The organism is Curtobacterium sp. ME12 (genome assembly GCF_903970855.1).
In the GTDB taxonomy this organism is placed as follows: Bacteria; Actinomycetota; Actinomycetes; order Actinomycetales; family Microbacteriaceae; genus Curtobacterium; species Curtobacterium poinsettiae_A.
In genome coordinates this window covers 63902-88843 of record NZ_CAJCKD010000011.1, presented here as the reverse complement: position 1 = coordinate 88843, position 24942 = coordinate 63902, and the positions used below count along the sequence as shown (strand labels likewise).

The following is a 24942-nucleotide window of genomic DNA, read 5'->3' as shown; positions in this document are numbered from 1 at the left end:
CCCTAGACAACGTGGTAGCTCTCGATGAGCGACGTGATGATGAGGCCCCAGCCGTCGACCAGCACGAAGAGCAGGATCTTGAACGGCAGCGAGATCATGACCGGCGGGAGCATCATCATGCCCATCGACATCAGGGCCGCGGAGACGACGAGGTCGATCACCAGGAACGGGATGAAGATGACGAACCCGATGATGAACGCGCTGCGGAGCTCGGAGATGATGAACGCCGGGATCACCGTCGTCATCGGCACGTCCGCCATCGACTTCGGGTTGTCGAGCCCGGCGGCGCGGGTGATCAGGGCGACGTCCTCGTCGCGGGTCTGGTGGAGCATGAAGGTCCGCAGGGGCTTCGTGCCGATCTCGACCGCCTGGTTGAAGTCGAGGTGCCCGGCCAGGTAGGGCTGCAGGGCGTCGTCGTTGATGTGCCCGAGCACCGGTGCCATCACGAACAGCGACAGGAACAGTGCCAGTCCGGCGATCACCTGGTTCGGCGGGATCGACTGCAGCCCGAGCGCGTTCCGCGTCATCGCGAGCACGACGAAGATCTTCGTGAACGACGTCATCATGAGCATCAGCGCGGGCGCGACGCTCAGCAGCGTGATGCCGATGAGCGTCACCACGGCCGACGACGGGGTGCCGTCCGGGCCGTTCACGCTGACGCTGAAGTCACCGGTCGCGGGGGCGGTCGGGGTCGCCGGGGCGGTGGGTTCGACGACACCGGCGGCGTGGGCACCGGTCGTCGTGAGCATCAGGAACCCGGCCACGACCGCCAGACCGAGCAGGACGAGGGCGACGAGTCGACCCGACCGTGCAAGCTGGTGCGGCCCTGCCGCGGTCACCCGGCCCGCCGGTTCCGCAGCGCCGCCGCGGCCTGGCGCCAGGTGTCGGCCGACAGGATCGAGCCCTGCAGCTGCTGCGCGGTCGGCACGGCGCGCTGCGGACGACGGTTGCGCGGGCGCATCGGCAGTGGCGCGACGGGGGTGGTCGCGTCGGCGGTGGTCGCGTCGGTCGCCCGGGTCACGTCGTCTGTGCCTGCCGGGAGGCCCGTGGCCGAGTCCGACTGCTGTGCGAGTTCGCGACCGAATGCGTCGGCCGACGGGGCGGGACGCACGGGCAGCGCCACCGGTCCGGTCACGATGGTGAGTTCCGGCGCGGGCGCCTGCCCGCTGGTGAGCAGGTTGACGCCGTGCTCGGACACGCCGAGCACGAGCCGCTCCCCCTCGACGTCGACCACGACGACGCTCGCCTTGCCACCGATGCCCTGCCGACCGACGACCTCGACGGTCGCCGCACGACGGCCAGACGGCTTGCCCGAGAAGCGCTTGCGGCTCGCGCGGTGCAGCACCCACATGAGGGCGAGCACGACGCCGAGCGAGAGCGCGACGCGGAGGGTGACGACCAGGGTGTCCACGTGCGGGTCAGACCGTTTCGGCGACGTCGAGGATGCGGGTGATCCGGACCGCGTAGTCCTGGTCGACGACGACGACCTCGCCGTGCGCGATGAGGCGGCCGTTCAGCAGGACGTCGGCGGGGGCGCCGGCACTGCGGTCGAGCTCGACGACGGCGCCGGGCTCCATGCCGAGCACGTCGCGGACCGACATCCGGGTGCGACCGATCTCGACCGTCAGGGTCATCTCGACGTTGTTGATCCGGCCGAGGTTGCCGGCGGGCAGGTTCGCCACGACCGGTGCGGACACCGTGCCGTTCTCGCGGACCCGGATGCCGAACCACCCGGCGGGCAGGCCACCGGCGGTCAGTTCGAACACGACGGTGTCCGGGTCGGCCAGCAGCGACGCGGACGACTCGCGGTTCGCCTCGCCGAGCACCCCGACGCCGAGGACCCCGGCCGCGGCCTCGAGCGACGGACGCAGCACGTCCGTGACGGCCACGATGCCGTGGTCGGTGCCCCCGGCGGCCGTGATCGACTCGAGGTCGGTGAGCACGAGCGCCAGGTCGGCCGACAGGCCGCCGACGAACGACGCGACCACGGCGTCCGTCGCGGCGTCGAGCACGACCGGTGTCGCGCCTCCAGGCAGGAGCACCGCGGTCAAGGGGGCGGCCGTCGGGAGCTGCGCCGCGAGCGACTCGGCCGCTGCGGTGTGGAGGGTGGTCGTTTCGGTCATCAGTGCTGCTCCGTGCTCGTGGTGGTGACGACGATGCCGGCGAGGCGCGAGCCGTTCGCGCCGACCGCGGCGGTGCCGACGGGTTCGCCGTCGACCGCGATGGTGAGGGGCCGGTGCTGCGGGTGCGGCAGCGGCAGGACGTCGCCGACCGCGAGCCGCAGGACCTGCGTCGGCAGGACCCCGGCCGGGGCGAAGCGCAGGCTGACGCCCACGGGCACGCTCTCGAGCTGCGCGTCGAGCAGGGCTCGGGCGTCGGCGGGCGACACGTGCGCGGCGGCCTCGCCGAGCTGCGGCAGGACGGCCTCGGCCGGCAGCGCCAGCGTGCCGGGGGCGATGCGGTCGCCGACCCGGATCGAGAACGAGGCGACGATCATCAGGTCGCCCTTCTGCGCGGCCTGGGCGAACTGGCTGTTGAACTGGAACCCGCCGACCGTGACGTCCTGCGCGAGCAGCCCGCCGAACGAGTAGCGGAGGTCGTCGAGGGCGTCCTCGACGATCTTGCGGACCAGGGCCTGCTCGATCGGCGTGAAGGTGCGGTCCGGCGTCGGCAGCGGCTTCGAGGCGCCCAGCGCGTGCGACACCCACGTCAGCGCGGCGTCGAGCGGGACCTGCAGCACGCCCTTCGGGGTCAGGCCGGTGATCGGCAGCAGCACCATGCCGGTGAGCGCGGGCAGCGACGCGGCGTACTCGTCGTACGTCGTCATCGCCACCTGCTCACAGGTGACCTGGCTGACCGCGCGGACCTTCGCCGTCAGCTGCGTGCCCCACTGGCGGGCGAACGTCTCGAAGGCGAGCTCGAGGACCCGGGCGTGCTCACGGGCCAGCGTCGACGGGCGCGCGAAGTCGTACACCTCGGGCGCTGGCAGGGTCTCGGTCACGGGTGCGTCTATCGGTCACCTGTGGGCCACCCGTCAGTGCTGTACCCCGTAGTGGGGCGGTGGCGTCAGCGCTGCTGCGCGCCGCGCGCTCCGTGGCTCAGACCTGTTGCACCCCTGTCTCGGCCCTGCCGCGCTCCCTGTCTCGGCCCTGCTGCGCTCCCTGTCTCAGCCCTGCTGCGCTCCGTCCTGTGCCTTCGCCAGCGCCGGCATGAGTGCGCTGACGTCCTGATCGGCGTTCGACAGGACCACGATGTCGACCCGACGGTTCAGCGCGAGGTCCTGTTCGGTGCCGCCCTTCGCCAGCGGTCGGCTCGACCCGAAGCCGACGCTCTGCACGTGGTCGCCGGGCATCCCGCCCCGCTCGACCAGGTCGCGCAGGACCCCGGTCGCCCGGGCGGCGCTGAGCTCCCAGTTGGTGGCGTACGGCGCGGTCGAGTTCCGCTGGTCGGCGTGCCCCTCGACGCTGACGTCGTGGTCGGAGGTCTTCAGCACCGGCGCGATGGCGTCCATGATCGACCGCGCCTGGTCGGACAGGTCCGCGCTGTTCGTGCCGAAGTACGTCTCGCTGCCGACCAGGCGGACGATGAGGCCGCGGGCATCGACCGTGAACTGGACGTTCTCGGTCTGGCCCGCACGCCGCAGGTTGTGCTGGATCGCACGCTCGAGCTTCGTCAGGTCGTCGAGCTCCCGCTTCGCCTCGGCGAGGTCCTGCTTCGTCGCAGTCGTCGGCACCACCGTCGACGCGGGGTCGACGTTGGTGTCCTTGGTACCCGACGAGGCGGTCGAGTGGTCGGCCTGGGACTTGTCCGTCGAGTAGCCGGAGCCGTCCTCGACCTGGTCCTTCGTCACGACCGTCCCGCTCGCGGTGTCGATCTTCTGCGAGTCGACCTCGCCGAAGCCGGTGGCGAGCGACTGCTTCAGCTGGATGTACTTCTCCTGGTCGACGGTGGACATCGCGAAGAGCACGAGGAACATGCACATCAGCACCGTGATCATGTCCATGTACGACGCCATCCAGCGCTCGTCGGGGTGCTCGGCCTCGTCGTGGGACTTCTTCGCGCGACCGCGGCCGCGGCCCCGGGGGTTGGCGCTCACAGTCAGGCCGCCAGCTGCTGGTCGTCGGCCGCGTCGGCCTTCTTGCCGGCCTTGCCGGCCTTGCCACCCGTGTCGGCGCGGGCGGCGGGCGGGACCATGGCCTTCAGCCGCTCACCGAGCAGGCGGGGCTGGCTGCCCGCCTGCACCGCGAGCAGCCCCTCCATCAGGAGCGTCTGGCGGTCCGACTCGAGCTGGGCGAGCTTGCGGAGCTTGCCGCCGATCGGCAGCCACATGAAGTTCGCGGTCAGCAGGCCCCACAGGGTGGCGACGAACGCGCTGGCGATCAGTGGCCCGAGCTCGTCCGGCTTGCCGAGGTTCGCGAGCACGTGGGTCAGCGAGACCACGGTGCCGATGATGCCGACGGTCGGGGCGAAGCCGCCGAGGCCCATGAAGAACGCGCTCGCGCTCCGGGTCGGAGCCGCGTTCGACTCGATCTCGTCCTCGAGCAGGATCCGCAGCTCGTCGCCGTCGGTGCCGTCCGCGATGTTCTGCAGTGCCTTCTTCATGAACGGGTCGTCGTGCTTGTCGGCCTCCTGCTCGAGGGCGAGCAGGCCGTTGGCGCGGGCGGTCTCGGCGAGACCGACGACGTCGTCGATGACCGACGCCGGCGGGGTGACCTTGCCGGTGAACGCCTTCGGGACCGCCTTGAAGCTGGCGATCGCGTCCTTCAGCGTGGTGCTCGCGATGCCGCAGCCGATGGTGGCGCCGAACACGAGCAGCATCGGGGCGGGCAGGAAGAGTCCACCGAGCTCGACGTGCTCCATCTGGACCATGCCGAACAGGGCGCCGAAGGCGAGCAGGATGCCGACGATCGTTGCGATGTCCACGTCAGCGACCCCCGTCCAGCGCGCGGCCGTGCTGCGTGGAGCGGAGCGCGGCGACCGGGGCGAGCGTGGGCTGCGGGCCGGTGTTCGTGTTCGAGCGGGGGGCCTGGTCGGTGCCGTAGGCCATGCCGACGATGCGTGCGCGGTACGCGGCGATCAGGTCGATGACGTCGGCCATCGACTCCCGCACGATGTACTTCGCGCCGTCGACCATGATGAGCGTCGTGTCCGGCGTCTCCTGGATGCGCTCCACGAGATCGGGGTTCACAGCGAATCCGCTGCCGTTCAGTCGTGTGACGACGATCATGGCCCGTCCTGGTTCTCGATCGTCCCGCCGCCGTCCGTGGGGCGGGATGCGGGCCCGTCCGTGGGCCTGCACGGAGGACTATCGGCGGGTGCGGCGGGTGCGTTAGCGGCCGTCACTAGCCTGGTTCGGTGATCGATGCCTCGGACCTGCTCGCCCACCCGCGTGGCCGGCGCTTCTGCCTGGAACTCGTCAGCGGTGTCCAGGACCCCGACGACCCGGCCGCCCAGCGACTCGGCGACCTGCTCTTCTGGGCGGAGCACCATCTCGGCGTCGAACGCGGCGACGGCCGAACGCTCTTCGGCATCGGTGGTGCGGTCGAACCCGAGCCGGCTCCGGACCTGGCAGCAGTGGCGAGCGCGCTCGCGGCGGTGTCCCTGCCGCCGGTGGGCGAGGACGACGTCGTGGTCGCGCTCGAGTCGACTGCGGACAGTGCGCTGTGGTGGCAACAACCCGATGCGCTGGACGCGCTCCTCGCTCGGACGGAACTGCTTGCCGCGCTCCGACGGCTCGCTCGGTGGGCTGTCGACAGCCCGGTCGTGCGCCGGCTCTTCGACCCGCAGGGCGGAGCATGGACCGTCGAGTTCGACGAGGACGACCAGCCCCGACGTCCGGGAGCGGCAGAGGCGCTCGCCGACTGGTCCCAGGAGCTGCGTCGTGAGGACTCCGGAGGGAACCCGGGGGTGGCCAGCGGGGTGTGGTGGACGACCCCGCCGTGGCCGCTCGCGCAGCACACGCGAGCGCCGTTCCCGTCCGCCGGGCCGCTGGCACTCTGGGCGGTCGAGGACTCCTTCGGGCAGGAACACGCCGTCGTCTCGGCCGTGCCCCCCGATGCCGCGGCGCGCGTGTGCACCGTCGACGGTCCCGCCGACTGGGCTGCGCTGTGCCGCCGATGGCCGCTCGACGTGACGCGGACCACCCGACGGAACGACTGGGCCGTGGCGACCGGACGGCAGGGTGACTGGGTGCTGCCGGACTGGTCCGCGGTGGCCACCGAGTACGACGTCGTGCACCTGACCGTCGCGGGCTGGTTCCGCACGTCCGGGCTCGCCGTGCCGGTCGACGGCAGCCGCGCGAGCGTCGTCGCAGGGTGGACGCCGGACTCCGCGTACCGGCTCACCGACCGGGGAGCCGGGGACGAGGCCGTCACGGGCGATCCCGAGACCTGGTCGCGTCCGGGCAACGCAGGGGCCTGGCGCCGTCTCAGGTGATCCCCAGGAGATCGCTGCATCCGATCGGGGTGCTCCGGCGGTAGTGGGGGTACGACGTCGAGGACGACGTCGTCCGCACCGGCCCGGACAGGCCCGAAGGAGACACGTCATGCGCAAGACACTCGCCACCGGCCTCAGCGCCGGTGTCCTGTTCGCCGCCGCTGCGGCCGTACTGCCCGCGACCGCTGCGACCGCCGCCACCGGCGAGGCGACGCTCTCGGTCCTCCACGCCGTGCCGGACGTCACCGTCGACGTCTACCTCGACGGCGAACGTGCCATCGACGACTTCACCCCGGGCACCCTCGCCGGCCCGATGATGGTGCCGGCCGGTGCACACCAGCTCGCGATCACCGCCTCGGACGCCACCGACGCGTCGAAGCCGATCATCGGCCCGGCGGACGTCTCGTTCGACGCCGGTGGCAACTACACCGCCGTTGCCCACGACGCCACGGACGGGTCGCCGACCGCCACGGTGTTCACCAACGACACCTCGGCCGTCGCGGCCGGCCAGGGACGCCTGGTCGTCCGCCACGTCGCCGCCGCACCGGCCGTCGACGTCCTCGCCGGTGGGAAGGCCGTCGTGTCGAACCTGTCGAACCCCGACGAGCAGGCACTCGAGCTGCCGGCCGGCACCGTGTCGGCGACCGTCGCCGCCACCGGGACCACCGACCCCGTGATCGGCCCGGCGGACGTCGCGGTCACCGCGGGCTCGTCGACCATCGTCTACGCCTGGGGCAGCCTGGACGACGACGACCTCGCCCTCGCCACGCAGACGATCGCGGACCTGGGTGGCACGCCGAACGGCGTCCCCGCCGGGAACGCCGGTCTCGTGGCCACGAACGACCAGGGCCCCCTGCCCCTGGTCGGCGCAGCGGCGGCCGCACTGGCCGCCGCTGCCGCGATCGGGGCCGTGGTGCTCCGCCGCCCGCACGCAGCGACCCGCCGCTGAACGTGCCACGCCCCGTGCGGTCCGCCACGGTGACGCTCGTCGTCGCCGTGGCGGCCGCCGCCCTGACCGGGTGCTCGTCGGCCGGGACCACCCCCGGCGGGCAGCCGTCCGTCCTGCCGACCACCACGCCCACACCGGTCCCGTCCGCGTTCTCGACCGAGGTACCGCAGCAGGCCGCGACCATCCCCCCGGTCCGGGACGCCCCCGCCCCGACCACCATCACCGTCGACCACGCCGGCATCAGCGCGCCGATCCGCCCCGAGGGGGTCGACGAGGACGGCGCGATGGCGCTCCCGCCCGACCCGGCGACCGCGGGCTGGTACCGCTTCGGTGCCGCACCGTCGTCCGCCGAGGGCACCGTCGTCATCGCGGCCCACGTCGACGCGGTCGGCTACGGCATCGGCCCGTTCTCACGGCTCGGCGACGCCCCGTCCGGCACCCGGGTCACCCTGACCGACGCGGACGGTGCCGAGACCACGTGGCGGATCGACTCCGTCAGCATGCTCGAGAAGCAGGGACTCCCCTGGGGCGAGGTGTTCCGTGACGACGGACCACGACGGCTCGTCCTGGTGACCTGCGGCGGGACCTTCGACGCAGCCACCGGACACTACGAGAGCAACCTCGTCGTCACCGCGGTCCCGGCCTGACCGTGGCGACGATCCGCCCCCTACGATCGGATCGTGGTCGACGACGACCACGCCAGCGACAGGAAGACGTGACGACCATCCTCCCGGACGACAGCGAGCTCTCCGACGCGTTCCGCGCCGGGGGCGAACACGCCCTGCGGGCCGTCTACGAACGGTGGTCGTCGCTCGTGTACTCGCTGGCCCTGCGTGCCCTGGCCGACCCGGCCGCCGCGGAGGACGTCACGCAGCAGGTCTTCGTGAAGGCCTGGCAGCGCAGCACGAGCTACGACCCCGGCCGCGCCCCGCTCGGCGCATGGCTGGTCGGCATCACCCGGAACTGCATCGCCGACGCGCAGAACGAGCGCCGACGGCACGCCAGCGCCGCCGACCCGGACGTGGTCGAGGAGACCACCCCGGCGCCGGAACCGGCCTTCGACCTGGCCGAGCGCGCACTCGTCGCCGGCGAGCTCGAGCGGCTCGACGAGGTCCCACGACGCGTGATGCGACTGGCGTTCTACGACGACCTCAGCCATCGTGAGATCGCCGAACGGCTCGAACTGCCGCTCGGCACCGTCAAGAGCCACATCCACCGAAGTCTGGCCCGGCTCCGAACACGTCTGGAGGTGATCGAATGAAGCACGTCGACGACGAGACGCTGGCGATGCTCGCGGTCTCCGACCAGGTCGCCGCGGACGACGTCGCCGAGCACCTGGCGTCCTGCGACCGGTGCCGCGACGAAGTGGCCGCGCTGCAGCGGGTCGCCGCGGTGACCCGTGCGTCCGAGGACGTCACGCTCGCGGCGCCCCCGGAGCACGTGTGGGACCGGATCGCGGCCGAGATCGCCCGGACGCCACAACAGGCTGCGGTGCCGGCGACCGAACCCGGACGAGCGGGCGAACACGCATCCGAAGGGGCGGCCGACGGGACCCGGTCTGGCGCCCAGCACCAGGCCGTGGCCCGCCGACCGCGATCCCGTCCCCGTCGTCGCCGAGCCCTCGCCACCGCGATCGCCAGCGTCGGCGTGCTCGCCGTCGTTCTCGGCATCGGTGTGGCGTCGGGGATCGTCCCCGGACTCCCCCGCGGCGACACCGAGACCGTCCTGGCGAACACCGAGCTCGAAGCGCTGCCCGGTTGGTCGGGGACGACCGGCCGTGCCGAGCTCGAACGTGACCGGGACGGCCGGGTGACCCTGCTCGTCGACCTGCACGGAGAGCGTGGTCGCTCCGGTACCGGTCCGCTGCGCGAGGTCTGGATGATGCGGTCGGACCTCGGCGGACTGGTGAGCGTCGGCTACCTCGACGGCGACCAGGGCCGCTTCACGGTGCCCGACGGCGTCGACACCGCGGAGTTCCCGGTCGTGGACGTCTCGGCCGAGGCCGACGACGGTGATCCGGCGCACTCCGGTGACTCCATCGTCCGGGGCACCCTGACCGATCCCTGAGCAGTTTCGTCCCCCGAAATTCCCAACTGTGACGTATTCGAGACCTCCGGGCGCGCGTCGGGGGTCGATCTTCCACTGGTTTATCTCATGAGCGTGTTAGCGTGGCGCGCATGACCGACACCACCACCGTCGTCTCGCCGGCATCTCCGGCGACCGCAGCACCCCTCCGTGAGGTCGGCGCCCTGATCCGGGGCGCCCGTAAGGGCCGCAGCATGACGCAGGCCCAACTCGCCGAACGCGTCGGCACCAGCCAGAGCGCGATCAACCGCATCGAGCAGGGCGGCCAGAACCTGTCCCTCGAGATGCTCACCCGCATCAGCGACGCCCTCGACCAGCAGATCGTCTCGATCGGCGGCGCCCCGCAGCGTGCCCACCTGCGCGTCCAGGGCGGCCGGAAGCTCAGCGGCTCCATCGCGGTGAACTCGAGCAAGAACGCCGCCGTGGCCCTGCTCTGCGCCTCGCTGCTCAACCGCGGCGTGACCCGACTGCACAAGGTCGCCCGGATCGTCGAGGTCGACCGCATCATCGACGTGCTCCGCAGCCTCGGCGCGAGCGTCACCTGGTCGGAGGACGGTGAGACCCTCGAGATCGTCGCCCCCGACGACCTGCACCTCGACGCGATCGACGCCGACGCCGCCCGCCGCACCCGCAGCGTGCTCATGTTCCTCGGCCCGCTCAGCGGCCGGTACGAGTCCTTCCGTCTGCCCTACGCCGGCGGCTGCGACCTCGGCACCCGAACGGTCGAGCCGCACCTCATCGCGCTCCGTCCGTTCGGCGTGGACGTCGAGGCGACCTCCGGTTGGTACGAGGTCGACGTCGCCAACCAGGCCGTCCCCACCAAGTCGGTCGTGCTCACCGAGCGCGGCGACACCGTGACCGAGAACGCGATCCTGGCCGCTGCTGCCCGCGACGGCGAGACCGTCATCCGGAACGCCAGCCCCAACTACATGGTGCAGGACCTCTGCTTCTTCCTCGAGCTGCTCGGGGTGCAGATCGAGGGCATCGGCACCACCACGCTGCGCATCACCGGCAAGAGCCGCATCGACGAGGTCGTGGACTACTGGCCGAGCGAGGACCCGGTCGAAGCGATGAGCCTGCTGACCGCCGGGATCGTCACCGCTTCGACCCTCACCGTGACCCGGGCACCGATCGAGTTCCTCGAGATCGAGCTCGCGACCCTGGCCGAGATGGGCCTGCGCTTCGACGTCACCGAGGAGTACGCCGCCGCCAACGGCCGCACCCGCCTCGTCGACATCACGGTGTACCCGTCCGAGCTGCACGCGCCGATCGACAAGATCCACGCGATGCCGTTCCCCGGCCTGAACATCGACAACCTGCCGTTCTTCGTGGTCATCGCGGCCATGGCGGAGGGCACGACGCTCGTGCACGACTGGGTCTACGAGGGCCGGGCGATCCACCTGCTCGACCTCACCCGCCTGGGCGCGAGCGTCACGCTGCGTGACCCGCACCGCCTCGACGTCACCGGGCCGACGCACTTCTCCGGTGCCGAGATCAGCTGCCCGCCGGCGCTGCGGCCCGCCGTGGTGATCCTGCTGGCGATGCTCGCGGCGAAGGGTGAGAGCGTCCTGCGCAACGTCGGCATCATCGCCCGTGGCTACGAGCAGCTGCAGGAGCGCCTCAACTCGCTCGGTGCGTCCATCGAGACGTTCCACGACTGACGCTGGACCCCCGCTCGACACCGGTGTTCGCGTGTTGAACACGCGCAGACCGCGGTTCAACACGCGAACACCGGTGTTTTGCGTTCCCCCCCCTTCCCCCGTCCCCGCAAGTGGGGACGGGGCGTCACCCGTTTGACGGGGTCCCCACGCGCCTCCAGGCCGATGCCCAGGAGCGCTCCATGCGCCGCCCAGCCCGACCGTGCTGGATGGGCAGATGGCCACGAGATCTCTCCTGACCGTCCCCCTGCTCATCACCGTCGCGGCCGCCGCGGCGGCCTGGCTGGTGCTCGGCCCCGCCGCAGCGCTGGCCTTCGTCGCCCTCGCGTGCCTCGAGATCGCGATGGCCGCGGACTCGTCCGTGCCGATGGCCGGCATCGCCGGCCGGCTGCACTCCCCCGCCCGGCGACTGTTCCTGTCGCTCGGGATCGTCGCGGGCGTGCTCGCGATGCGCCTGCTGCTGCCGCCGGCCGCCGTCGCGGTCGGTGACGCGACCGACCCGGCGAGCTCGGTGGAGGAAGCCGTCTTCGCGCCCGGCTCGTTCTCCGCGCACCTGGCCGAAGTGCGTCCCGCCCTCGCCGCCTTCGGCGCCGCGTTCATCTGGCAGGTCTTCGCCGAGTACCTGTTCAACACCGACCGCGCGTCCCGCAGGTCGTGGCTGGGCAGCCTGGAGGCGCGGCTCGCCTCCGTCGCGCGACCCCGCGTCTGGTCGCTGGTCACCGCTGCGACCGGGGTCGTCGTGACCTCCGTCCTCGTCGGGTCGCGTTCCGGGTGGGCCGCCGGTGCGCTGCTGCCGGTCGCGCTCGGCGGGGTGGCCGGCATCGCCGCGTACCTCGTGTCGAAGCGGACCGCGTCGTGGGCGCTGCGCAGCGGCCCCCTCGGCGGAGGGTCGGACACGGCGTCGATCGGGGTCGGCCGCGGAGCCTGGCGCATCCACCTGTACGCGTCGACGGTCGTGTTCGAGCGGGGGCTCGTCGTGTTCATGCTGTTCGAGATCCTCGACGGCGTGTACAGCCTGTCCGGGTCCGGGCCGCTCGGGTCGGACGGGCTCGGGGCACTCGAGCAGGCCGCGGTCGCCATCGGGGCGATCGGGGTGGGCGCGGTGTTCCTGGCCCGCCTGACCTCGCGGGTCGACGAGGCCGCTGGCCTCAAGCGGCTGCGGTACCTGAAGGCCGGTGCGGCGTACGTCCTCGGGGTGCTGTCGGTGCTGCTGTGGGCGAGTCTGCTCGTGCCGATCCCGGGCGTCGTCGTGGGGTGGTTCGGGACCGTCGTGATCGGGTCGGCGCTGGTGAGCTCCCTGCCGTGGCGAGCGTGGTGGCGGCGGGTGGTGCGGCGGCCGCGGGCGGTGTGAGCGGCGGCTCGTGACGCGTCGTGCGGTGTCGTGCGGCGCGTCGTTCGGCTGTGGTGCGGCGCGTCGTCCGGCTGTGGTGCGGCGCGTCGTCCGGCTGTTCTGGAAGGATCCACCGTGGATCGGCGTTGACTGGCGGGTCGGACGACGATCGGAGTGCACGTGCTGGGACCGGAACTGGTGGTCGTGCTCGGCCTCGCCATCGCACTGACGGCGGCCGTGGCCGACCGGATCCGGATCGCACCACCCGTGCTGCTCCTGGTCTTCGGCGCGCTGCTCGGGCTCGTGCCGGAGTTCGCGGACGTCGAGCTCCCCGCCGAGGCCGTGCTGCTGCTGTTCCTGCCGGCGCTGCTCTACTGGGAGAGCCTGACGACGTCCCTCCGCGAGATCCGGAAGAACCTGCGCGGCATCGTCCTGATGGGCACCCTGCTCGTCGTGGTCACCGCCGGCGCCGTCGCCGTCCTGCTGCACCTGCTCGGGATGCCGTGGGGGCCGGCCTGGGTGCTCGGCGCCGCGGTCGCCCCGACCGACGCGACCGCGGTCGGCGTGCTCACGAAGATGCTGCCCCGGCGGAACGTCACGGTGCTCCGCGCCGAGAGCCTGGTGAACGACGGCACCACCCTCGTCGTCTACGGCATCGCGGTGGCCGTCACCGTCGGCACGCAGGAACTCACCTTCTGGGGTGTGTCCGGCATGCTCGTCCTGTCCTACATCGGCGGGGTCGCAGCCGGCCTCGCCGCCGCCTGGATCGGGACGATGGTGCTGCGGCGCGTCGACACCGTCGTGCTCGAGAACCTCGTCACCCTGCTCGTGCCCTTCGCGGCCTTCCTGGCCGCCGAGGCCATCGGCGCCTCCGGCGTGCTCGCCGTCGTGGCGGCCGGCATCGTCGTCAGCCAGGTCGGCCCCAAGCTCGACCGTGCCGAGACCCGCCAGCAGGTGCGCGCGTTCTGGTCGTTCCTGACCTTCCTGCTCAACGGCGCACTCTTCGTCCTGGTCGGCATCGAGGCGATGGTCGCCGCACGCGCGCTCGACCCCGCAGACCTGCTGCGCGGGACCGGGATCGTCTTCGCGGTCGCGGTGCTGCTCGTCGTCGTGCGGTTCGCGTTCCTGAACGCCGCGGGCGGGACCATCTGGCTCGTCACCCGACGCACCGGCGGGGAACCGCGCGAAGGGCACCGCGACCGGCTCGTCAGCGGGTTCGCCGGGTTCCGGGGCGCGGTGTCACTCGCCATGGCCGTCGCCGTCCCGCGCACGCTCGAGTCCGGCGGTGACTTCCCCGAGCGCGACCTCATCGTCTTCGTCACCGCCGGCGTGGTCATCGTCACGATCGTCGGGCAGGCCCTCGTGCTGCCGGCCGTCCTGCGCCGCGCCGCGCTGCCCGAGGACGAGTCCGTCAGCGAGGAACGTCGCTACGCCGAACGCACCGCGATCGAGGAGGCACTCGATGCGCTCCCCCGTCTCGCACGGTCGACCGGAGCCGATCGTGCCACCGTCGATCGCCTGCGGAAGGAGTACGAGGCGCACCTCGACGTGATCGAGGCCCGCGAAGGGGACGACGACGACCACCCGGCGCTGCAGCGGCACGACAACGCGGTCGCCCTCGAGCTCGCACTCGTCCAGCACAAGGCGAGGACCCTGTTGCGCCTGCGCGACGCCGACGAGATCGACGACCTGGTGCTGCGTCAGGTGCGCGCCGGGTACGACGCGGAAGAGGCGCGGCTGGACGGCATCGAATCGGTGGCCTCACCGCCCTCGTCGTCGTAGGGCGACTCCGGGCACACCTGGTCGAATCGGGCGTACCCGGTCTGTCGTTCTGCCCGCTACGCCCGTTTCCTGTTCCCGTCGCAGCCGTGAGGGGAAGGAACGCTCTCGCTCGGCCGGCCGGTCAGGGCCGCGCGTCGAACCGTCGGCGGTAGCTCGAGGGCGTGCTGCCGAAGGCCACGGCGAAGTTCTGCCGCAGCGTCACCGGGTTGCCGAACCCGCACGCTGCGGCGATCCGGTCGACGGGCAGGTCGGTGGTCTCGAGCAACCGACGGGCCTCGTCCAGACGGCGACTCCGTACCCAGGCCGCCGGGGTGGTGCCGGTCGACACCCTGAAGGCCCGGACGAAGCTGCGGCGGCTCATGTGGGCCGCCGCAGCGAGTCGGTCGACACCGAGCTCCTCGTCCAGGTGCTCGACCGCCCAGGCCGATGCCGTCGCCACCGGGTCGTCGCCCCTGTGCTGCACGACCGGCCGCTCGATGTACTGGGCCTGCCCGCCTTCGCGGTGCGGCGCGACGACCAGGCTCCGCGCGACCCGGTTCGCCGCCTCGGCGCCCAACCGCGTCCGCACGACGTGCAGGCACGCGTCCAGCCCGGAGGCCGTGCCCGCCGAGGTCAGCACGTCCCCGTGATCGACGTAGAGCACGTCGGCGTCCACGGTGACGTCGGGGTGCGCGGCGGCGAGCCGGTCGACCTCGCGCCAGTGCGTGACGGCGCTGCGTCCCGCGAGGAGCCCGGCACCGGCGACCGCGATCGACCCGAGGCACAGACCGACCACGACCGATCCCCGCGCGTGCGCCTCGACGACCGCCCGCTCCGTCGGTGTCGGCAGGCGGGTGCCGTCGTCGGTCCAGGACGGCACCACGACCAGGTCGGCGTCCGCCGCGGCGTCGAGCCCCTGAACCGGGCCGAGCGTCAGCCCCTCGGCAGTCCGGACCGAACCGGGCCGGTCGGAGAAGACGACGGTCTGCCAGTCGGCGAGCCCGAGGCGGGTGACCTCGTCGAACACCATCTGCGGGACCGACAGGTGGAACATCGTGATGCCGTCGAAGGCGTAGATGGCGATCCGCACGCGGGACTCCTCCGGTTTGGCCTGGATCCATCGTACCGGTGCACACGTGCCAATCGCGCCGAGCGCATCGTAGGACGAGGATCGGCGAGTACGCCCACCGACCCAAGGAGCTCCCGTGTCCGATCCCCAGCGCGTCCTCGTCCTCGTCGACATCCAGCTGGAGTACTTCAGCGGTCCGCTCGAGGTCCGGTTCCCGCCCGTCCGCGACGCACTCGCGCAGATCACGACCGCGATCGACGCCGCGACCGCTGCCGGCACGCCGATCGTCGTCGTCCAGCACACCGCCGGCGACGCTGCGCCGGTGTTCAACCCGACGACGGAGGCGTTCGCCCTGCACCCCGAGATCGAGCGACGACGGACGCCCGAGTGGCACCAGGTCACGAAGCAGTTCAGCTCGGTCTTCGCCCACACGGACCTGCTGGCCTGGCTACAGGAGCGGGGGGTCGACACGGTCACCCTGGTCGGCTTCATGACGAACAACTGCATCATCGCCTCGGCCGCCGAGGCGGAGGCGCTCGGCGTCGCGGTCGAGGTGTTGTCCGACGCGACCGGCGCGATCAACATCGCCAACGCCGGCGGGGCCGTGTCCGCCGAGACGGTGCACCGCACGCTGATGGCACTGCTGCAGTCGAACCTCGCCGCCGTCGCACCGACCGCGGAGTGGACATCGGCACTCGCCGCCGGAGTGGCGATCCCCCGTGACGCCCTGCCGGCCTCGGCCACCGCGGGCGCCCAGCGCTTCCCCGCCTGACATCGGTCGAGCACGCCCAGCACGGCGACCGCCACGACGAGCACTGATCCACAGCGGTCAGCCACCTGCGCGAGGCCGAAGCCGGCTGAGTTCCCGATCGCCCTCGGACACCGCTCAGCAGCAGTCGCAGCCGTCGCCCTCGCGCTCCCCCGTCAGGGCCGAGACGGGCTGCTTGCACGAGTCACCGCGCCAGGCTTCGAACCCCTCACGCACGGCGAAGACCACCACGACGAGTCCGGCGAGCGGATCGGCCCACCACCAGCCGAACAGGCTGTTCGCGAGCAGGCCGAGCAGCACCGCCGCCGACAGGTAGCTGCAGATCAGCGTCTGCTTCGAGTCGGCGATCGCCGACGCCGAGCCGAGTTCACGTCCGGTCCGCCGTTCGACCAGGCTCAGGAACGGCATGACCGCCAAGCTCACCGCCGCCAGGACGATGCCGACCGGACTGTGCTCCGGGGACCGGACACCCGTGAAGGTCAGGACGGCATCGACACCGACCACGACGGCGAGCCCGAAGAACGAGACCGCGATCACCTGCAGCGCCGTTCGTTCCCGGGCCTCCGGGTCGCGCCCGGCGAACTGCCATGCGACGGCCGCTGCCGACAGGACCTCGACGATCGAGTCGAGCCCGAAGCCGATCAGCGCGGTGGAGGAGGCAACCGAGCCGGCGGCGATCGCCACGACGGCCTCGATCACGTTGTAGGCGATGGTCGCCGCGACGATCCACCGGATCCGCCGCCGCAGCACCACGACGCGGACGGGCGAGAGCGACAGCGCAGCGGTGGTCACCGCTCGACCGCGCATCCGTCGTCCGCGGTCCGGCCGTCGTCGGCGACGTCCACCGCCAGCACCACGTCGACCAGGGACTCGAGCGCGCGGGTGAGGTTGCGGTCCGCGATCTCGTACCGGGTCCGACGCCCCTCGGGCACGGCGACGACGATCCCGCAGCCGCGCAGGCACGCCAGGTGGTTCGACACGTTCGTCCGCGTCAGCTCGAGTTCCTCGGCGAGCCGCGCCGGGTAGCCGGGTTCGTCGAGCAGCCGGAGCAGGATCCGCGCACGCGTGGGATCGGAGAGGGCCCGCCCGAGACGGTTCAGCACGTCGTGCCGCGAGGCAATGGTCAGCATCTGCTGACCATACCCGTGCCGTGCCCTGGACGCCACCGTTCCGGACGACGCGTGGTGCACCGGACAGCACTCCGGCTCAGACGTCCGAGAACCGCCGCCCGGTCAGCGCGTCGTTCCAACTCGTACGGGCGCCGGGAGCACGCGACTCGTGCACGCCGTCGTGGCCGCGTGGTCGATCGCACCGCGAGCGGTCGAAGACGCTGCGGCAGCGGTGGTCGGACTGGTGGTCGGTTTCGGGGTTGTCGCGCATCGCACCGATGAGACGTGACGACGCAGCGCCTCGTCACGAACCGGCGCGGATCTTCCTGCACCGCGGACGATGGTGAGCAGGAACGGTCGAGTCCCCCTTCAGCACCCGACCGTTCCTGCTCACCAAGCGCCCGCGACGCGAGCGCCCGGCGACGCGAGCGCCCGCGACGCGGACCCCCGCGCCTATCGCTTCAGGTTCGTCAGCTCCTGCAGCACCTCGTCCGAGGTGGTGATGATGCGGGCGTTCGCCTGGAACCCGCGCTGCGCGACGATCAGGTTCGTGAACTCCTGCGACAGGTCGACGTTCGACATCTCGAGCGTCCCCGCCGCGAGCGAACCGACGCCCGCCGAGCCGGGACCGCCGACCGTCGCGCCACCCGAGTTCGCCGTGGCACGGTAGCCCGACGCCCCGGTCTTCTCGAGGCCGGCCGGGTTGGCGAACGTGGCCAGCGCGATGCGGCCGAGGGCGAGCGACGCGCCGTTCGAGAACGTGCCGGTGACGGTGCCGTCCTTCGAGATCGAGTAGCCCTGCAGCGCCCCGGCCTCGCGGCCGTTCTGCGAGCCGATCGCCGCGGTGTTGAGCGAGGCGAACCCGGTCAGGTCGCCCATGTCGACCCGGATGCCCCCGACGGCGAGGGTGCCGCCGGCGGTCAGCTTGCCGTCGGTGCCGAAGGTCAGCGAGGTCGTCGCCGTGGTGCCCTGGCCGTTGCGCCCGGTGACGTCCCAGCCGTCGGCGGTACGCGTGTAGGCGAGCGACATCGTGTGCTTGGCACCCGATGCGTCGTACACGGTGGCCTCGCGCGTGATGGTCTGGCCGACCGCGGTCTCGGACGGCAGGTTGCCGGCGACCGTGGCGGCGGTGGTGCGGACCGCCGGGGCCGCGGCGTCGAGCGGCAGCGTGATGTCGGACAGCTGGCCGTTCTCGTTGACGACGCCGTTGGTGGCCGGGTAGCCCTGCACGATCTTGCCGTCGGCGGTGACCAGGCGGCCGTCCGCGTCGAAGTCGAACGCACCCGCGCGGGTGTAGACGGTGTCGTTGCCCAGGCGGGTGACGAAGAAGCCGTCGCCCGAGATCATCAGGTCGGTGGCCTTGCCGGTGGCCTGCGCCGAGCCCTGGGAGAAGTTCGTGGAGACCCCGGCGACCTGCACGCCCAGGCCGATCTGGGCCGGGTTCGTGCCGCCGATGCCGGTCTGCGGCCCACCGGCACCCTGGGTCATCTGCGACAGGGTGTCCTGGAAGACGGTGGTCGACGACTTGAAGCCGACGGTGTTGACGTTGGCGATGTTGTTGCCGGTGACGTCGAGCATCTGCTGGTGGGAGCGGAGGCCGGAGATCCCGGAGTAGAGCGAGCGGAGCATGGTGCGTCCTTTCGGAGAGGCAGGAAGTGCGAGGAAGTACGAGGAAGGAGGAGCGGGCGTCAGGACGCCGGAGCGGTGGTGGTGATGCCGGAGATCACGTCGAGAGCGACCTCCTTCCCGTTCACGGTGACCGTGGGGACGCTGTTCGCGTACGACACCGCCGAGGCGGTCCCGGTGACGGACTTGCCCGAGTCGGCGTCGGTGTAGCTGACCTGCTTGCCGACGAGGTTCGCTGCGGCGATGCGCATCTGGAGCGAGAAGTTCTCGTTCCCCGTCGTGGTCTGGTTGGTGATCTGCTCCATCATCGCGAGCTGCGTCTGCTGGCCGATCATCTGGTTGGTGTCCATCGGCGACGACGGGTCCTGGTTGCGCAGCTGCGTGACGAGCAGCTTCATGAAGACCTCGGAGTCCATCGTCTGGGACTTCTGGGCGGTGGAGTTCGCGGCGAGGGCCGCGGCCTGCGCGGTCGGGTCCACGCTGCCGGTGATGCCGTCGATGGGCATGGTGCGTTCCTGTTCGTGAGCCGGATCAGGCGAGGACGTCGAGTCCCGCGGTGCGGATGGAGGGCGTGTGGGCGGTGGGCTGCGGACGCGGGGTGACCCGCGCCTCCAGGCCGGGGTCGCCAGGCAGTGCACGCGTACCCGGACGCTCGTCGCGACCCGGCGCGTCCTGCGGCTGGTTCTGCGACGACAGGTCGAGCGTGGTGCTCACACCGGTGCCCGCCGCGTCGCGCCGCAGGTCCGGCAGGACCTGGCGGACGGCCTCGCGGCCGGCGTCCGACGCAGCGAACAGCTCGACGTGCATGCCGTGCGCGGTGACGTGCGCGCGGACCGTGACCGGGCCGAGGCTGTCCGGCACGACCTGCACGGTGACGACGTGCTCGCCGGGGCCGGCCTGTGCGAGCGAGAACACCGGTCGCGCCAGCTGCTGGGCGAGCGGTGCCGGAGTCGGCGTGGTCGTCGCGGCCGGCGCGGTGGTCGGCGTCGTCGACATGACGAACGGCGTCTCGCCACCGCGCGTCGGAGTGACGGCCGGGAGGCCCGGATCACCCGGCGTCGACGCCTGCTGCTCCGTCCCGTGGCCGGCTCGGGAGCCGGGGCCGGCCGCCGGGGCGGCCGTGACGACCGGCGCCTGGCCCGGCGTCACGGTGGCGGTGTCGCCGTCAGCGGTGCGGTCGGCGGCGGGGGCCGCGATGGCGGCAGCGGCCGTCGGGGCGGTGGTCGCCGGGGCGGTCGCGGCTGTGGTCGTCGAGACGGCGGCCGTGGCGGGGGTGCCGCCTGCGACGGTCGTCGCGGCAGCGGCCGGAGACGCGGTGCCAGCGGACGTCACGGCAGGGGTCGCCGCGGCGGTGGTCAGCGGGCCCGCCGTCGCTGCGACAACGGTCTCCCGTGCCCCGCCCGATCCCGGTGCCTGCCGCGGGGCCGACGTGGTGGGGGCGGTGGTCGGCGCCGGGGTCGACGGGACGGGCGTCGAGGTGTCCCCCTCCGGCGACAGCGGAGTCGTGGTCGTGGTCGTTCCGGCGGTCGCCGCTGCGGCCACGACGACGTGTGGGTCGCCGTGGGGCGTGTCGGCAGTGCTCGGGGCCGACTCGTCTCCCGTGTCGTCCGGGAGGGCCGCTGGAGCGACCGGTGCGGCCACGAGTCCGGCTGCGAGCAGCGCCTGCGCATCGACCGACGGGGAACCGGTCGCGGGCACCGTCTGGCCCGACGTCGACGTGGACGTGGAAGTGGGCACCGGAGCAGCCGTGCTCGGCGTCCCGGCCGAAGCGTCCGCCGTGCGGCCGTCGGTGTCGTCCCGGTCGGCGGCGCCGTCGCCGGGACGCCGCTCGGTCGCGGCGGCGGCGGTCAGTGCCGCGCCGAAGGACCCGGCAGCAGCGGGGTCGGACGGTGCACCCCGGGTGGAGCCCGGTGCGGTGGGCAGGGACGGCTGGGTGGCGATGGTCAGGCTCATGCGGCGCTCCCGGACTGCATCATGGACAGCAGCGCGGCGGTCTGCAGGTCGGTCGCGGAGCGCGCTGCCGAGGCGACGGCCGCCGGGGCCGCCTGTGCGGGGACGATCCGGCGGATGGTCGCGATGTCGGCGTCGGAGTACCAGTTGTCGACGATCCGGACGTCCTTGCCGGGGCGCGGCGCGTGCAGCACCTTGCCGTCGCCGACGTAGATGACGACGTGGCCCTCGCCCTTCGGGATGATCAGGTCGCCGGGCTGCGCGTCCTTCAGGGAGCCGACCTCGACGCCCATCTTCGCCTGGTCCGGCACAACCCGGGGCATCGTGACCCCGAGGTCCTTGAAGACCGTCTGCACCAGGCCCGAGCAGTCCATGCCCGCGGTCGTCTCCCCGCCGAACACGTACGGCACGCCGAGGTACTTCTTCGCATCGGCCACCACGTCGGCCCCGGTCGCACCGCTGCCGGTGGCGAGGGTGCCGGCCCCGGCGTCGACCGAGGTCGCGGGGGCACGGGTGCCAGTCGGGCTCGCTGCGGCGGTCGCACCGGCAGCGCTCGCGGCGCCGGTCGTGCCGTCGGCGGTGGCGAGGGCGTCGGCGAAGGCCGAGGACCCTGCGGCGCCGCTGGTGGCCGAGGCGGTCGGGGCAGCCGTGGCCGTCCCGCCACGCAGCGTGTCGATCTGGGACCGGATCTCCGAGATCCGGGAGAGCACCGCTTCGACGCTCATCGGGCACCACCTTCCGTGCGGCGTCGTGCCGCGATCTCGTCGAGGGCGTTCTGTTCGGTTCGGAGTTCCTCGGCCGCCTGCTGCTCGGTGTGCTTGCCCTCGAGCTTCTCGAGGCCGACGGCGGCACGACGGGCGGCGGTGTACTCCTGCTGCGCCCGGTCGGCGTCGGCACGGCGGTTCTGCACCACGGCGTCGAGCTCCTCGAGCATCCCGCGGGTCGCGGCACGGGCTGCGGCGACGGCGCTCAGGGTGGCGGCGTCCTGGATGGGCTGGGCGTCCTCGCTGTCGGCGAGGCTGCGGCGTGCGGCGATCCGGGCGTCGGCCGCGTCGCGGACGCGTTCGTTCGCGGCGGCCAGCGTGGCGGCGGCACGGTCCTGTTCGGTGTGGCGCAGGCGCAGGAGTCCGGCGAGCGGGAAACGGCGGGCCATCACGACACCCCCAGCTGCTGCACCAGGCCACCGAGGCGCTGCCAGGAAGCGTCGGCGGTCGCCCGCTCGTCCATGCCCTGGCGCAGGAACGCGTCGATCGATCCCTGGTGGTCGACGGCCGCGTCCACGAGCGGGTTCGACCCGCGCTGGTACGCACCGACGTCGAGCAGGTCCTGGGCGCCGGCACGGGCGGCCATCACCTTCCGCAGCGCGGTGGCGGCGGCACGCTGCTCGGGTCGGGTGACCTTCGAGGCGACGCGGGACACCGAGCCGAGGGCGTCGACCGACGGGAAGTGTCCGGTGATCGCGAGCGTGCGGTCGAGCACGACGTGGCCGTCCAGGATGCTCCGGGCTGCGTCGGCGATCGGCTCGTTGTGGTCGTCGCCGTCGACCAGCACGGTGTACATGCCGGTGATGCTGCCGACCCGGTCGGTCCCGGCGCGCTCGAGCAGTCCCGCGAGCACCGAGAACGTCGACGGCGGGTAGCCCCGGGTGGCCGGCGGCTCCCCCACCGACAGGCCGATCTCGCGCTGCGCCATCGCGACGCGGGTGAGCGAGTCCATCATGAGCACGACGTCCTGCCCGGCGTCGCGGAACGACTCGGCGATGCGGGTGGCCACGAATGCGGCGCGCAGGCGCATCAGCGCTGGTTCGTCGGAGGTCGACACGACGACGATCGAGCGGGCGAGCCCCTCGGGTCCCAGGTCGTCCTCCAGGAACTCGCGCACCTCACGGCCGCGCTCCCCCACCAGGGCGATGACGTTGACGGCCGCGTCGCTCCCGCGCGCGATCATCGACAGCAGCGAGGACTTGCCCACGCCGGACCCGGCGAACAGGCCCATGCGCTGCCCGCGGCCGACGGTGGTCAGGGTGTCGAGCACGCGGACGCCGAGCTGCATCGGGGTGTCGATGCGGGTCCGGGCCATCGCGCTCGGGGTGTCGTGGTCGAGCGGGACCCGGGTGACCGGTTCGCCGCCGGGGCCCTCGAGCGGGCCGCGGTCGTCGATCGGTCGGCCGAGTCCGTCGAGCACGCGGCCGAACAGACCGGGTCCGGTCGGCACGAGCACCGGACGGCCGGTCGGACGCGCCGGGGTGCCCGCGGTCACGCCGGTCAGGCGGCCGAGCGGCATGCAGCGGACGCCGGAGGCATCGGTGGCGACGACCTCGACCGCGGTCTGTTCGCCGTCCTCGGTGCCGACCGTGACGACCTCGCCGACGCGGGCGTCGAGTCCGGCGATCGTCAGCCCCAGGCCGACGGCGCTCGTGACGACACCGACCCGCTGGGGTGCGGCCCGCAGGAGCGCCTCGTCGAGACCCCGCGGACGGAGCAGCGTGGCGGTCACCGGCCGGCTCCCGACGCGTCGACTCCGAGGGCGGTGCGTGCGCGGTCGAGCGCTGTGGCGATGCGCGCGTCGAGCATGCCGTCCGGCAGGTCGACGACGGCGTCGCCGTCGCGCAGGGCGCCGTCCGCGACGACCGGCACCGGCAGGTCGAGGCCGGCGACGCGCGCGGCGTCCGCCGGGCTCAGCCGGACGGCCACCGGGACCGTGCGGTCCACGGACGCGAGCGCCCGCCGGACGGTGACTTCGGCGCCGGACGCGATCCGGGCCTCCCGGCTGCTCTGTCCGTCCGGACCGTCGGTGACGGTCGCGTCGTGGGCTGGCCTGGAGGCGCGGACCACGTTGCCGACGATCGCCTCGGCCAGGTCGACTGCCGCACTCGCGACGGACGCCTCGGCGTCCGCCAGGACGGGTGCGACCGTGGAGAGCATGGCGTTCGTGGCGGCGTCGAGGACCGCGATCCGGCGTGCGGTGTCGGCCTGCAGGGCGGTGATCCGCGCGGCGTGCTCGGCCTCGAGCCGGGCGCGCAGGGCGTCGGTCTCGGCCTGCGCGGCCCGCAGACCGGCGGTGTAGCCGGCCGCGTGCCCGCGGACGTCCGCGCTCGACGCGCGCTCGCGGCCGGCGGCGTCGGCGAGCACCGGGAAGTCGACGCGGTGCACGAAGGTGTCAGTCAACGAGCTCGTCCTCCTCGGCGCGGTGCACGGTGACGACGCCCTGTGCCTCGAGCTCGCGCACGGACCGGACGACCTCGGCTCGGGCTTCCTCGACCTGCGAGACGCGGACCGGACCCATGGCCTGCAGTTCGTCGTCGAGCAGTTCGCGGTTGCGCTCGGACACGTTCGCGCGGATGGTCTCCACGACCGGTCCGGCTGCGCCCTTCATGGCGGTCGCGAGGATCTTCGAGTCGATGCCGCGCAGCACCTGCTGGATGTCGCGGGACTCGAGCTTCACGATGTCCTCGAAGGTGAGCATGCGGGAGCGGATGTCCTCCGCGAGCTCCGGGTCGCGGGCTTCGAGTCCCTCGAGCACGGCCTTCTCGGTCGCGACGTCCGAGCGGTTGATGATGTCGACCAGGGGCGCGATCCCACCGACGACCTCGACGCTCTCGCGCGGCGACACGACGGCCCCGGCACGCTGGCGCAGCACACCGGCGACGATGCCGACGGCCTCGGGGGTCGCGCTGCCCATGGTCGCGAAGGCCTGGGCGACGTCGGTGCGGACACGCTCGTCGATCCCGGCGAGCACGGCACTGGCCTGACCGGGGCCCAGGTGGGCGAGCACGAGGGCGATCGTCTGCGGCAGCTCGCCCTCGAGCAGGGAGATGACCTGGCCGGGTTCGGCGTCGTCGAGGAAGTCGAACGACTGGCCGGCGAGGTTCGAGGCCAGACGGTCCATCACCCCGGCGGCCCGCTCGGCGCCGAACGACGCCTCGAGCAGCCCGAGGGCGGTCTCCTTGCCGCCGCGCTTCTGCAGCCGGCCGCTCATCGTGATCCGGTGGAACTCGGACAGCGTCTGGTCCACCACGGTGTCCTCGACGCGGCGCATCCGGACGATCTCGGCGGAGATCTCCTCGGCCTCCATCTCGGTGAACTGCTTCATCACCTCGGCGGCGCGGTCGGTCTCCATCTGCATGAGGATGAGCGCGACCTTCTGCGCACCGGTCAGGGCACGGTCGCTCGGTCCGGAACCGCCGCCGGGGCTCGGCATG

At 72.5% G+C, this 24942-nt stretch carries 27 protein-coding genes; 9 read left to right on the top strand and 18 right to left on the bottom strand.

Going from position 1 to position 24942, the window contains the following annotated elements; translation table 11 throughout:
• Window positions 1-2: 2 nt before the first annotated feature.
• The 7 genes from fliP to H7A73_RS07800 all read right to left on the bottom strand — a co-directional run bounded on the left by fliP (window position 3) and on the right by H7A73_RS07800 (window position 5227).
• Window positions 3-839, bottom strand: a complete 837-nt coding sequence (fliP, locus tag H7A73_RS07830; protein ID WP_182065445.1) for a flagellar type III secretion system pore protein FliP — start codon at window positions 837-839, stop codon at window positions 3-5.
• Window positions 836-1411, bottom strand: a complete 576-nt coding sequence (locus tag H7A73_RS07825) for a FliO/MopB family protein (protein ID WP_182065443.1) — start codon at window positions 1409-1411, stop codon at window positions 836-838. The genes fliP and H7A73_RS07825 overlap by 4 nt, the downstream gene beginning before the upstream one ends.
• Window positions 1412-1418: 7 nt before the next feature.
• Window positions 1419-2123: a flagellar motor switch protein FliN gene (gene fliN / locus H7A73_RS07820; RefSeq protein WP_182065441.1), complete on the bottom strand. Its 705-nt coding sequence runs from the start codon at window positions 2121-2123 to the stop codon at window positions 1419-1421.
• Window positions 2123-3001: a flagellar motor switch protein FliM gene (locus H7A73_RS07815; protein WP_182065439.1), complete on the bottom strand. Its 879-nt coding sequence runs from the start codon at window positions 2999-3001 to the stop codon at window positions 2123-2125. Before H7A73_RS07815 ends, fliN begins: the two co-directional genes overlap by 1 nt.
• A 165-nt stretch (window positions 3002-3166) precedes the next feature.
• Window positions 3167-4096: a flagellar motor protein MotB gene (locus tag H7A73_RS07810; protein WP_182065437.1), complete on the bottom strand. Its 930-nt coding sequence runs from the start codon at window positions 4094-4096 to the stop codon at window positions 3167-3169.
• Window positions 4097-4098: 2 nt separating this feature from the next.
• On the bottom strand, window positions 4099-4923 hold the full coding sequence (locus H7A73_RS07805) for a motility protein A (RefSeq protein ID WP_071244627.1): 825 nt from the start codon (window positions 4921-4923) through the stop codon (window positions 4099-4101).
• Window position 4924: 1 nt separating this feature from the next.
• On the bottom strand, window positions 4925-5227 hold the full coding sequence (locus H7A73_RS07800; protein WP_182065435.1) for a flagellar FlbD family protein: 303 nt from the start codon (window positions 5225-5227) through the stop codon (window positions 4925-4927).
• A 128-nt stretch (window positions 5228-5355) separates the two neighbouring features.
• On the opposite strand from H7A73_RS07800, the gene H7A73_RS07795 reads away from it, so the two are divergent.
• The 8 genes from H7A73_RS07795 (at window position 5356) to H7A73_RS07760 (ending at window position 14239) form a co-directional block, all read left to right on the top strand.
• Window positions 5356-6435 (top strand): hypothetical protein, encoded by a 1080-nt coding sequence (locus H7A73_RS07795; RefSeq protein WP_182065433.1) that lies wholly within the window; start codon window positions 5356-5358, stop codon window positions 6433-6435.
• A 109-nt stretch (window positions 6436-6544) separates the two neighbouring features.
• Window positions 6545-7384, top strand: a complete 840-nt coding sequence (locus H7A73_RS07790) for a DUF4397 domain-containing protein (RefSeq protein WP_182065431.1) — start codon at window positions 6545-6547, stop codon at window positions 7382-7384.
• Between the two features lie 14 nt (window positions 7385-7398).
• The gene (locus H7A73_RS07785; RefSeq protein WP_182065429.1) at window positions 7399-8031 is read left to right on the top strand and encodes a class F sortase; all 633 of its coding nucleotides are present in this window, start codon (window positions 7399-7401) and stop codon (window positions 8029-8031) included.
• Between the two features lie 68 nt (window positions 8032-8099).
• Entirely contained in the window at window positions 8100-8645 is a 546-nt protein-coding gene (locus tag H7A73_RS07780) for an RNA polymerase sigma factor (protein WP_071244624.1), read from the top strand.
• Entirely contained in the window at window positions 8642-9451 is an 810-nt protein-coding gene (locus tag H7A73_RS07775) for an anti-sigma factor domain-containing protein (RefSeq protein ID WP_182065427.1), read from the top strand. Before H7A73_RS07780 ends, H7A73_RS07775 begins: the two co-directional genes overlap by 4 nt.
• Before the next feature lie 110 nt (window positions 9452-9561).
• A complete protein-coding gene (locus H7A73_RS07770; RefSeq protein ID WP_181431587.1) occupies window positions 9562-11130 on the top strand; it encodes a helix-turn-helix domain-containing protein in 1569 nt (522 codons plus the stop codon).
• A gap of 214 nt (window positions 11131-11344) precedes the next feature.
• A complete protein-coding gene (locus tag H7A73_RS07765) occupies window positions 11345-12478 on the top strand; it encodes a DUF475 domain-containing protein (RefSeq protein ID WP_182065425.1) in 1134 nt (377 codons plus the stop codon).
• A 159-nt stretch (window positions 12479-12637) separates the two neighbouring features.
• Window positions 12638-14239 (top strand): Na+/H+ antiporter, encoded by a 1602-nt coding sequence (locus tag H7A73_RS07760; RefSeq protein ID WP_259362768.1) that lies wholly within the window; start codon window positions 12638-12640, stop codon window positions 14237-14239.
• Window positions 14240-14360: 121 nt separating this feature from the next.
• On the opposite strand, the gene H7A73_RS07755 is transcribed toward H7A73_RS07760, so the two are convergent.
• The gene (locus tag H7A73_RS07755) at window positions 14361-15308 is read right to left on the bottom strand and encodes a GlxA family transcriptional regulator (RefSeq protein WP_182065421.1); all 948 of its coding nucleotides are present in this window, start codon (window positions 15306-15308) and stop codon (window positions 14361-14363) included.
• Window positions 15309-15423: 115 nt separating this feature from the next.
• Between H7A73_RS07755 and H7A73_RS07750 the strand changes: the two genes are divergently transcribed.
• Window positions 15424-16059 carry an isochorismatase family protein gene (locus H7A73_RS07750; protein WP_182065419.1) on the top strand — a complete coding sequence of 212 codons (636 nt, stop codon included), beginning with the start codon at window positions 15424-15426 and terminating at the stop codon, window positions 16057-16059.
• Between the two features lie 114 nt (window positions 16060-16173).
• Here H7A73_RS07750 and H7A73_RS07745 read toward each other — a convergent pair whose 3' ends face one another.
• The 10 genes from H7A73_RS07745 to fliG form a co-directional block, all read right to left on the bottom strand.
• The gene (locus H7A73_RS07745) at window positions 16174-16848 is read right to left on the bottom strand and encodes a cation diffusion facilitator family transporter (protein WP_371830588.1); all 675 of its coding nucleotides are present in this window, start codon (window positions 16846-16848) and stop codon (window positions 16174-16176) included.
• Complete coding sequence (cmtR, locus tag H7A73_RS07740; RefSeq protein ID WP_182065415.1) at window positions 16845-17186, bottom strand: Cd(II)/Pb(II)-sensing metalloregulatory transcriptional regulator CmtR; 342 nt, start codon at window positions 17184-17186, stop codon at window positions 16845-16847. Before cmtR ends, H7A73_RS07745 begins: the two co-directional genes overlap by 4 nt.
• Before the next feature lie 432 nt (window positions 17187-17618).
• Complete coding sequence (locus H7A73_RS07735; RefSeq protein ID WP_110859846.1) at window positions 17619-18794, bottom strand: flagellar hook protein FlgE; 1176 nt, start codon at window positions 18792-18794, stop codon at window positions 17619-17621.
• Window positions 18795-18853: 59 nt separating this feature from the next.
• Window positions 18854-19297, bottom strand: coding sequence for a flagellar hook assembly protein FlgD (locus H7A73_RS07730; protein ID WP_071403921.1), 444 nt, complete (start codon window positions 19295-19297; stop codon window positions 18854-18856).
• Between the two features lie 25 nt (window positions 19298-19322).
• The gene (locus H7A73_RS07725; protein WP_182065413.1) at window positions 19323-20744 is read right to left on the bottom strand and encodes a flagellar hook-length control protein FliK; all 1422 of its coding nucleotides are present in this window, start codon (window positions 20742-20744) and stop codon (window positions 19323-19325) included.
• Window positions 20741-21466 (bottom strand): C40 family peptidase, encoded by a 726-nt coding sequence (locus H7A73_RS07720; protein WP_182065411.1) that lies wholly within the window; start codon window positions 21464-21466, stop codon window positions 20741-20743. The genes H7A73_RS07725 and H7A73_RS07720 overlap by 4 nt, the downstream gene beginning before the upstream one ends.
• Window positions 21463-21894, bottom strand: coding sequence for a flagellar FliJ family protein (locus tag H7A73_RS07715; protein WP_182065409.1), 432 nt, complete (start codon window positions 21892-21894; stop codon window positions 21463-21465). The genes H7A73_RS07720 and H7A73_RS07715 overlap by 4 nt, the downstream gene beginning before the upstream one ends.
• The gene (locus tag H7A73_RS07710; protein ID WP_182065407.1) at window positions 21894-23237 is read right to left on the bottom strand and encodes a FliI/YscN family ATPase; all 1344 of its coding nucleotides are present in this window, start codon (window positions 23235-23237) and stop codon (window positions 21894-21896) included. Before H7A73_RS07710 ends, H7A73_RS07715 begins: the two co-directional genes overlap by 1 nt.
• Window positions 23234-23908: a hypothetical protein gene (locus H7A73_RS07705; RefSeq protein WP_182065405.1), complete on the bottom strand. Its 675-nt coding sequence runs from the start codon at window positions 23906-23908 to the stop codon at window positions 23234-23236. The genes H7A73_RS07710 and H7A73_RS07705 overlap by 4 nt, the downstream gene beginning before the upstream one ends.
• The gene (gene fliG, locus H7A73_RS07700) at window positions 23901-24941 is read right to left on the bottom strand and encodes a flagellar motor switch protein FliG (RefSeq protein ID WP_071244891.1); all 1041 of its coding nucleotides are present in this window, start codon (window positions 24939-24941) and stop codon (window positions 23901-23903) included. The genes H7A73_RS07705 and fliG overlap by 8 nt, the downstream gene beginning before the upstream one ends.
• Between the last annotated feature and the right edge of the window lies 1 nt (window position 24942).

Coding starts and splice junctions, on each gene's coding strand:
- fliN (WP_182065441.1), bottom strand. CDS start 2,123: ATGACCGAAACGACCACCCTCCACACCGCAGCGGCCGAGTCGCTCGCG.
- H7A73_RS07800 (WP_182065435.1), bottom strand. CDS start 5,227: ATGATCGTCGTCACACGACTGAACGGCAGCGGATTCGCTGTGAACCCC.
- H7A73_RS07790 (WP_182065431.1), top strand. CDS start 6,545: ATGCGCAAGACACTCGCCACCGGCCTCAGCGCCGGTGTCCTGTTCGCC.
- H7A73_RS07775 (WP_182065427.1), top strand. CDS start 8,642: ATGAAGCACGTCGACGACGAGACGCTGGCGATGCTCGCGGTCTCCGAC.
- H7A73_RS07770 (WP_181431587.1), top strand. CDS start 9,562: ATGACCGACACCACCACCGTCGTCTCGCCGGCATCTCCGGCGACCGCA.
- H7A73_RS07765 (WP_182065425.1), top strand. CDS start 11,345: ATGGCCACGAGATCTCTCCTGACCGTCCCCCTGCTCATCACCGTCGCG.
- cmtR (WP_182065415.1), bottom strand. CDS start 17,186: ATGCTGACCATTGCCTCGCGGCACGACGTGCTGAACCGTCTCGGGCGG.
- H7A73_RS07735 (WP_110859846.1), bottom strand. CDS start 18,794: ATGCTCCGCTCGCTCTACTCCGGGATCTCCGGCCTCCGCTCCCACCAG.
- H7A73_RS07730 (WP_071403921.1), bottom strand. CDS start 19,297: ATGCCCATCGACGGCATCACCGGCAGCGTGGACCCGACCGCGCAGGCC.
- H7A73_RS07725 (WP_182065413.1), bottom strand. CDS start 20,744: ATGAGCCTGACCATCGCCACCCAGCCGTCCCTGCCCACCGCACCGGGC.
- H7A73_RS07720 (WP_182065411.1), bottom strand. CDS start 21,466: ATGAGCGTCGAAGCGGTGCTCTCCCGGATCTCGGAGATCCGGTCCCAG.
- H7A73_RS07715 (WP_182065409.1), bottom strand. CDS start 21,894: ATGGCCCGCCGTTTCCCGCTCGCCGGACTCCTGCGCCTGCGCCACACC.
- fliG (WP_071244891.1), bottom strand. CDS start 24,941: ATGCCGAGCCCCGGCGGCGGTTCCGGACCGAGCGACCGTGCCCTGACC.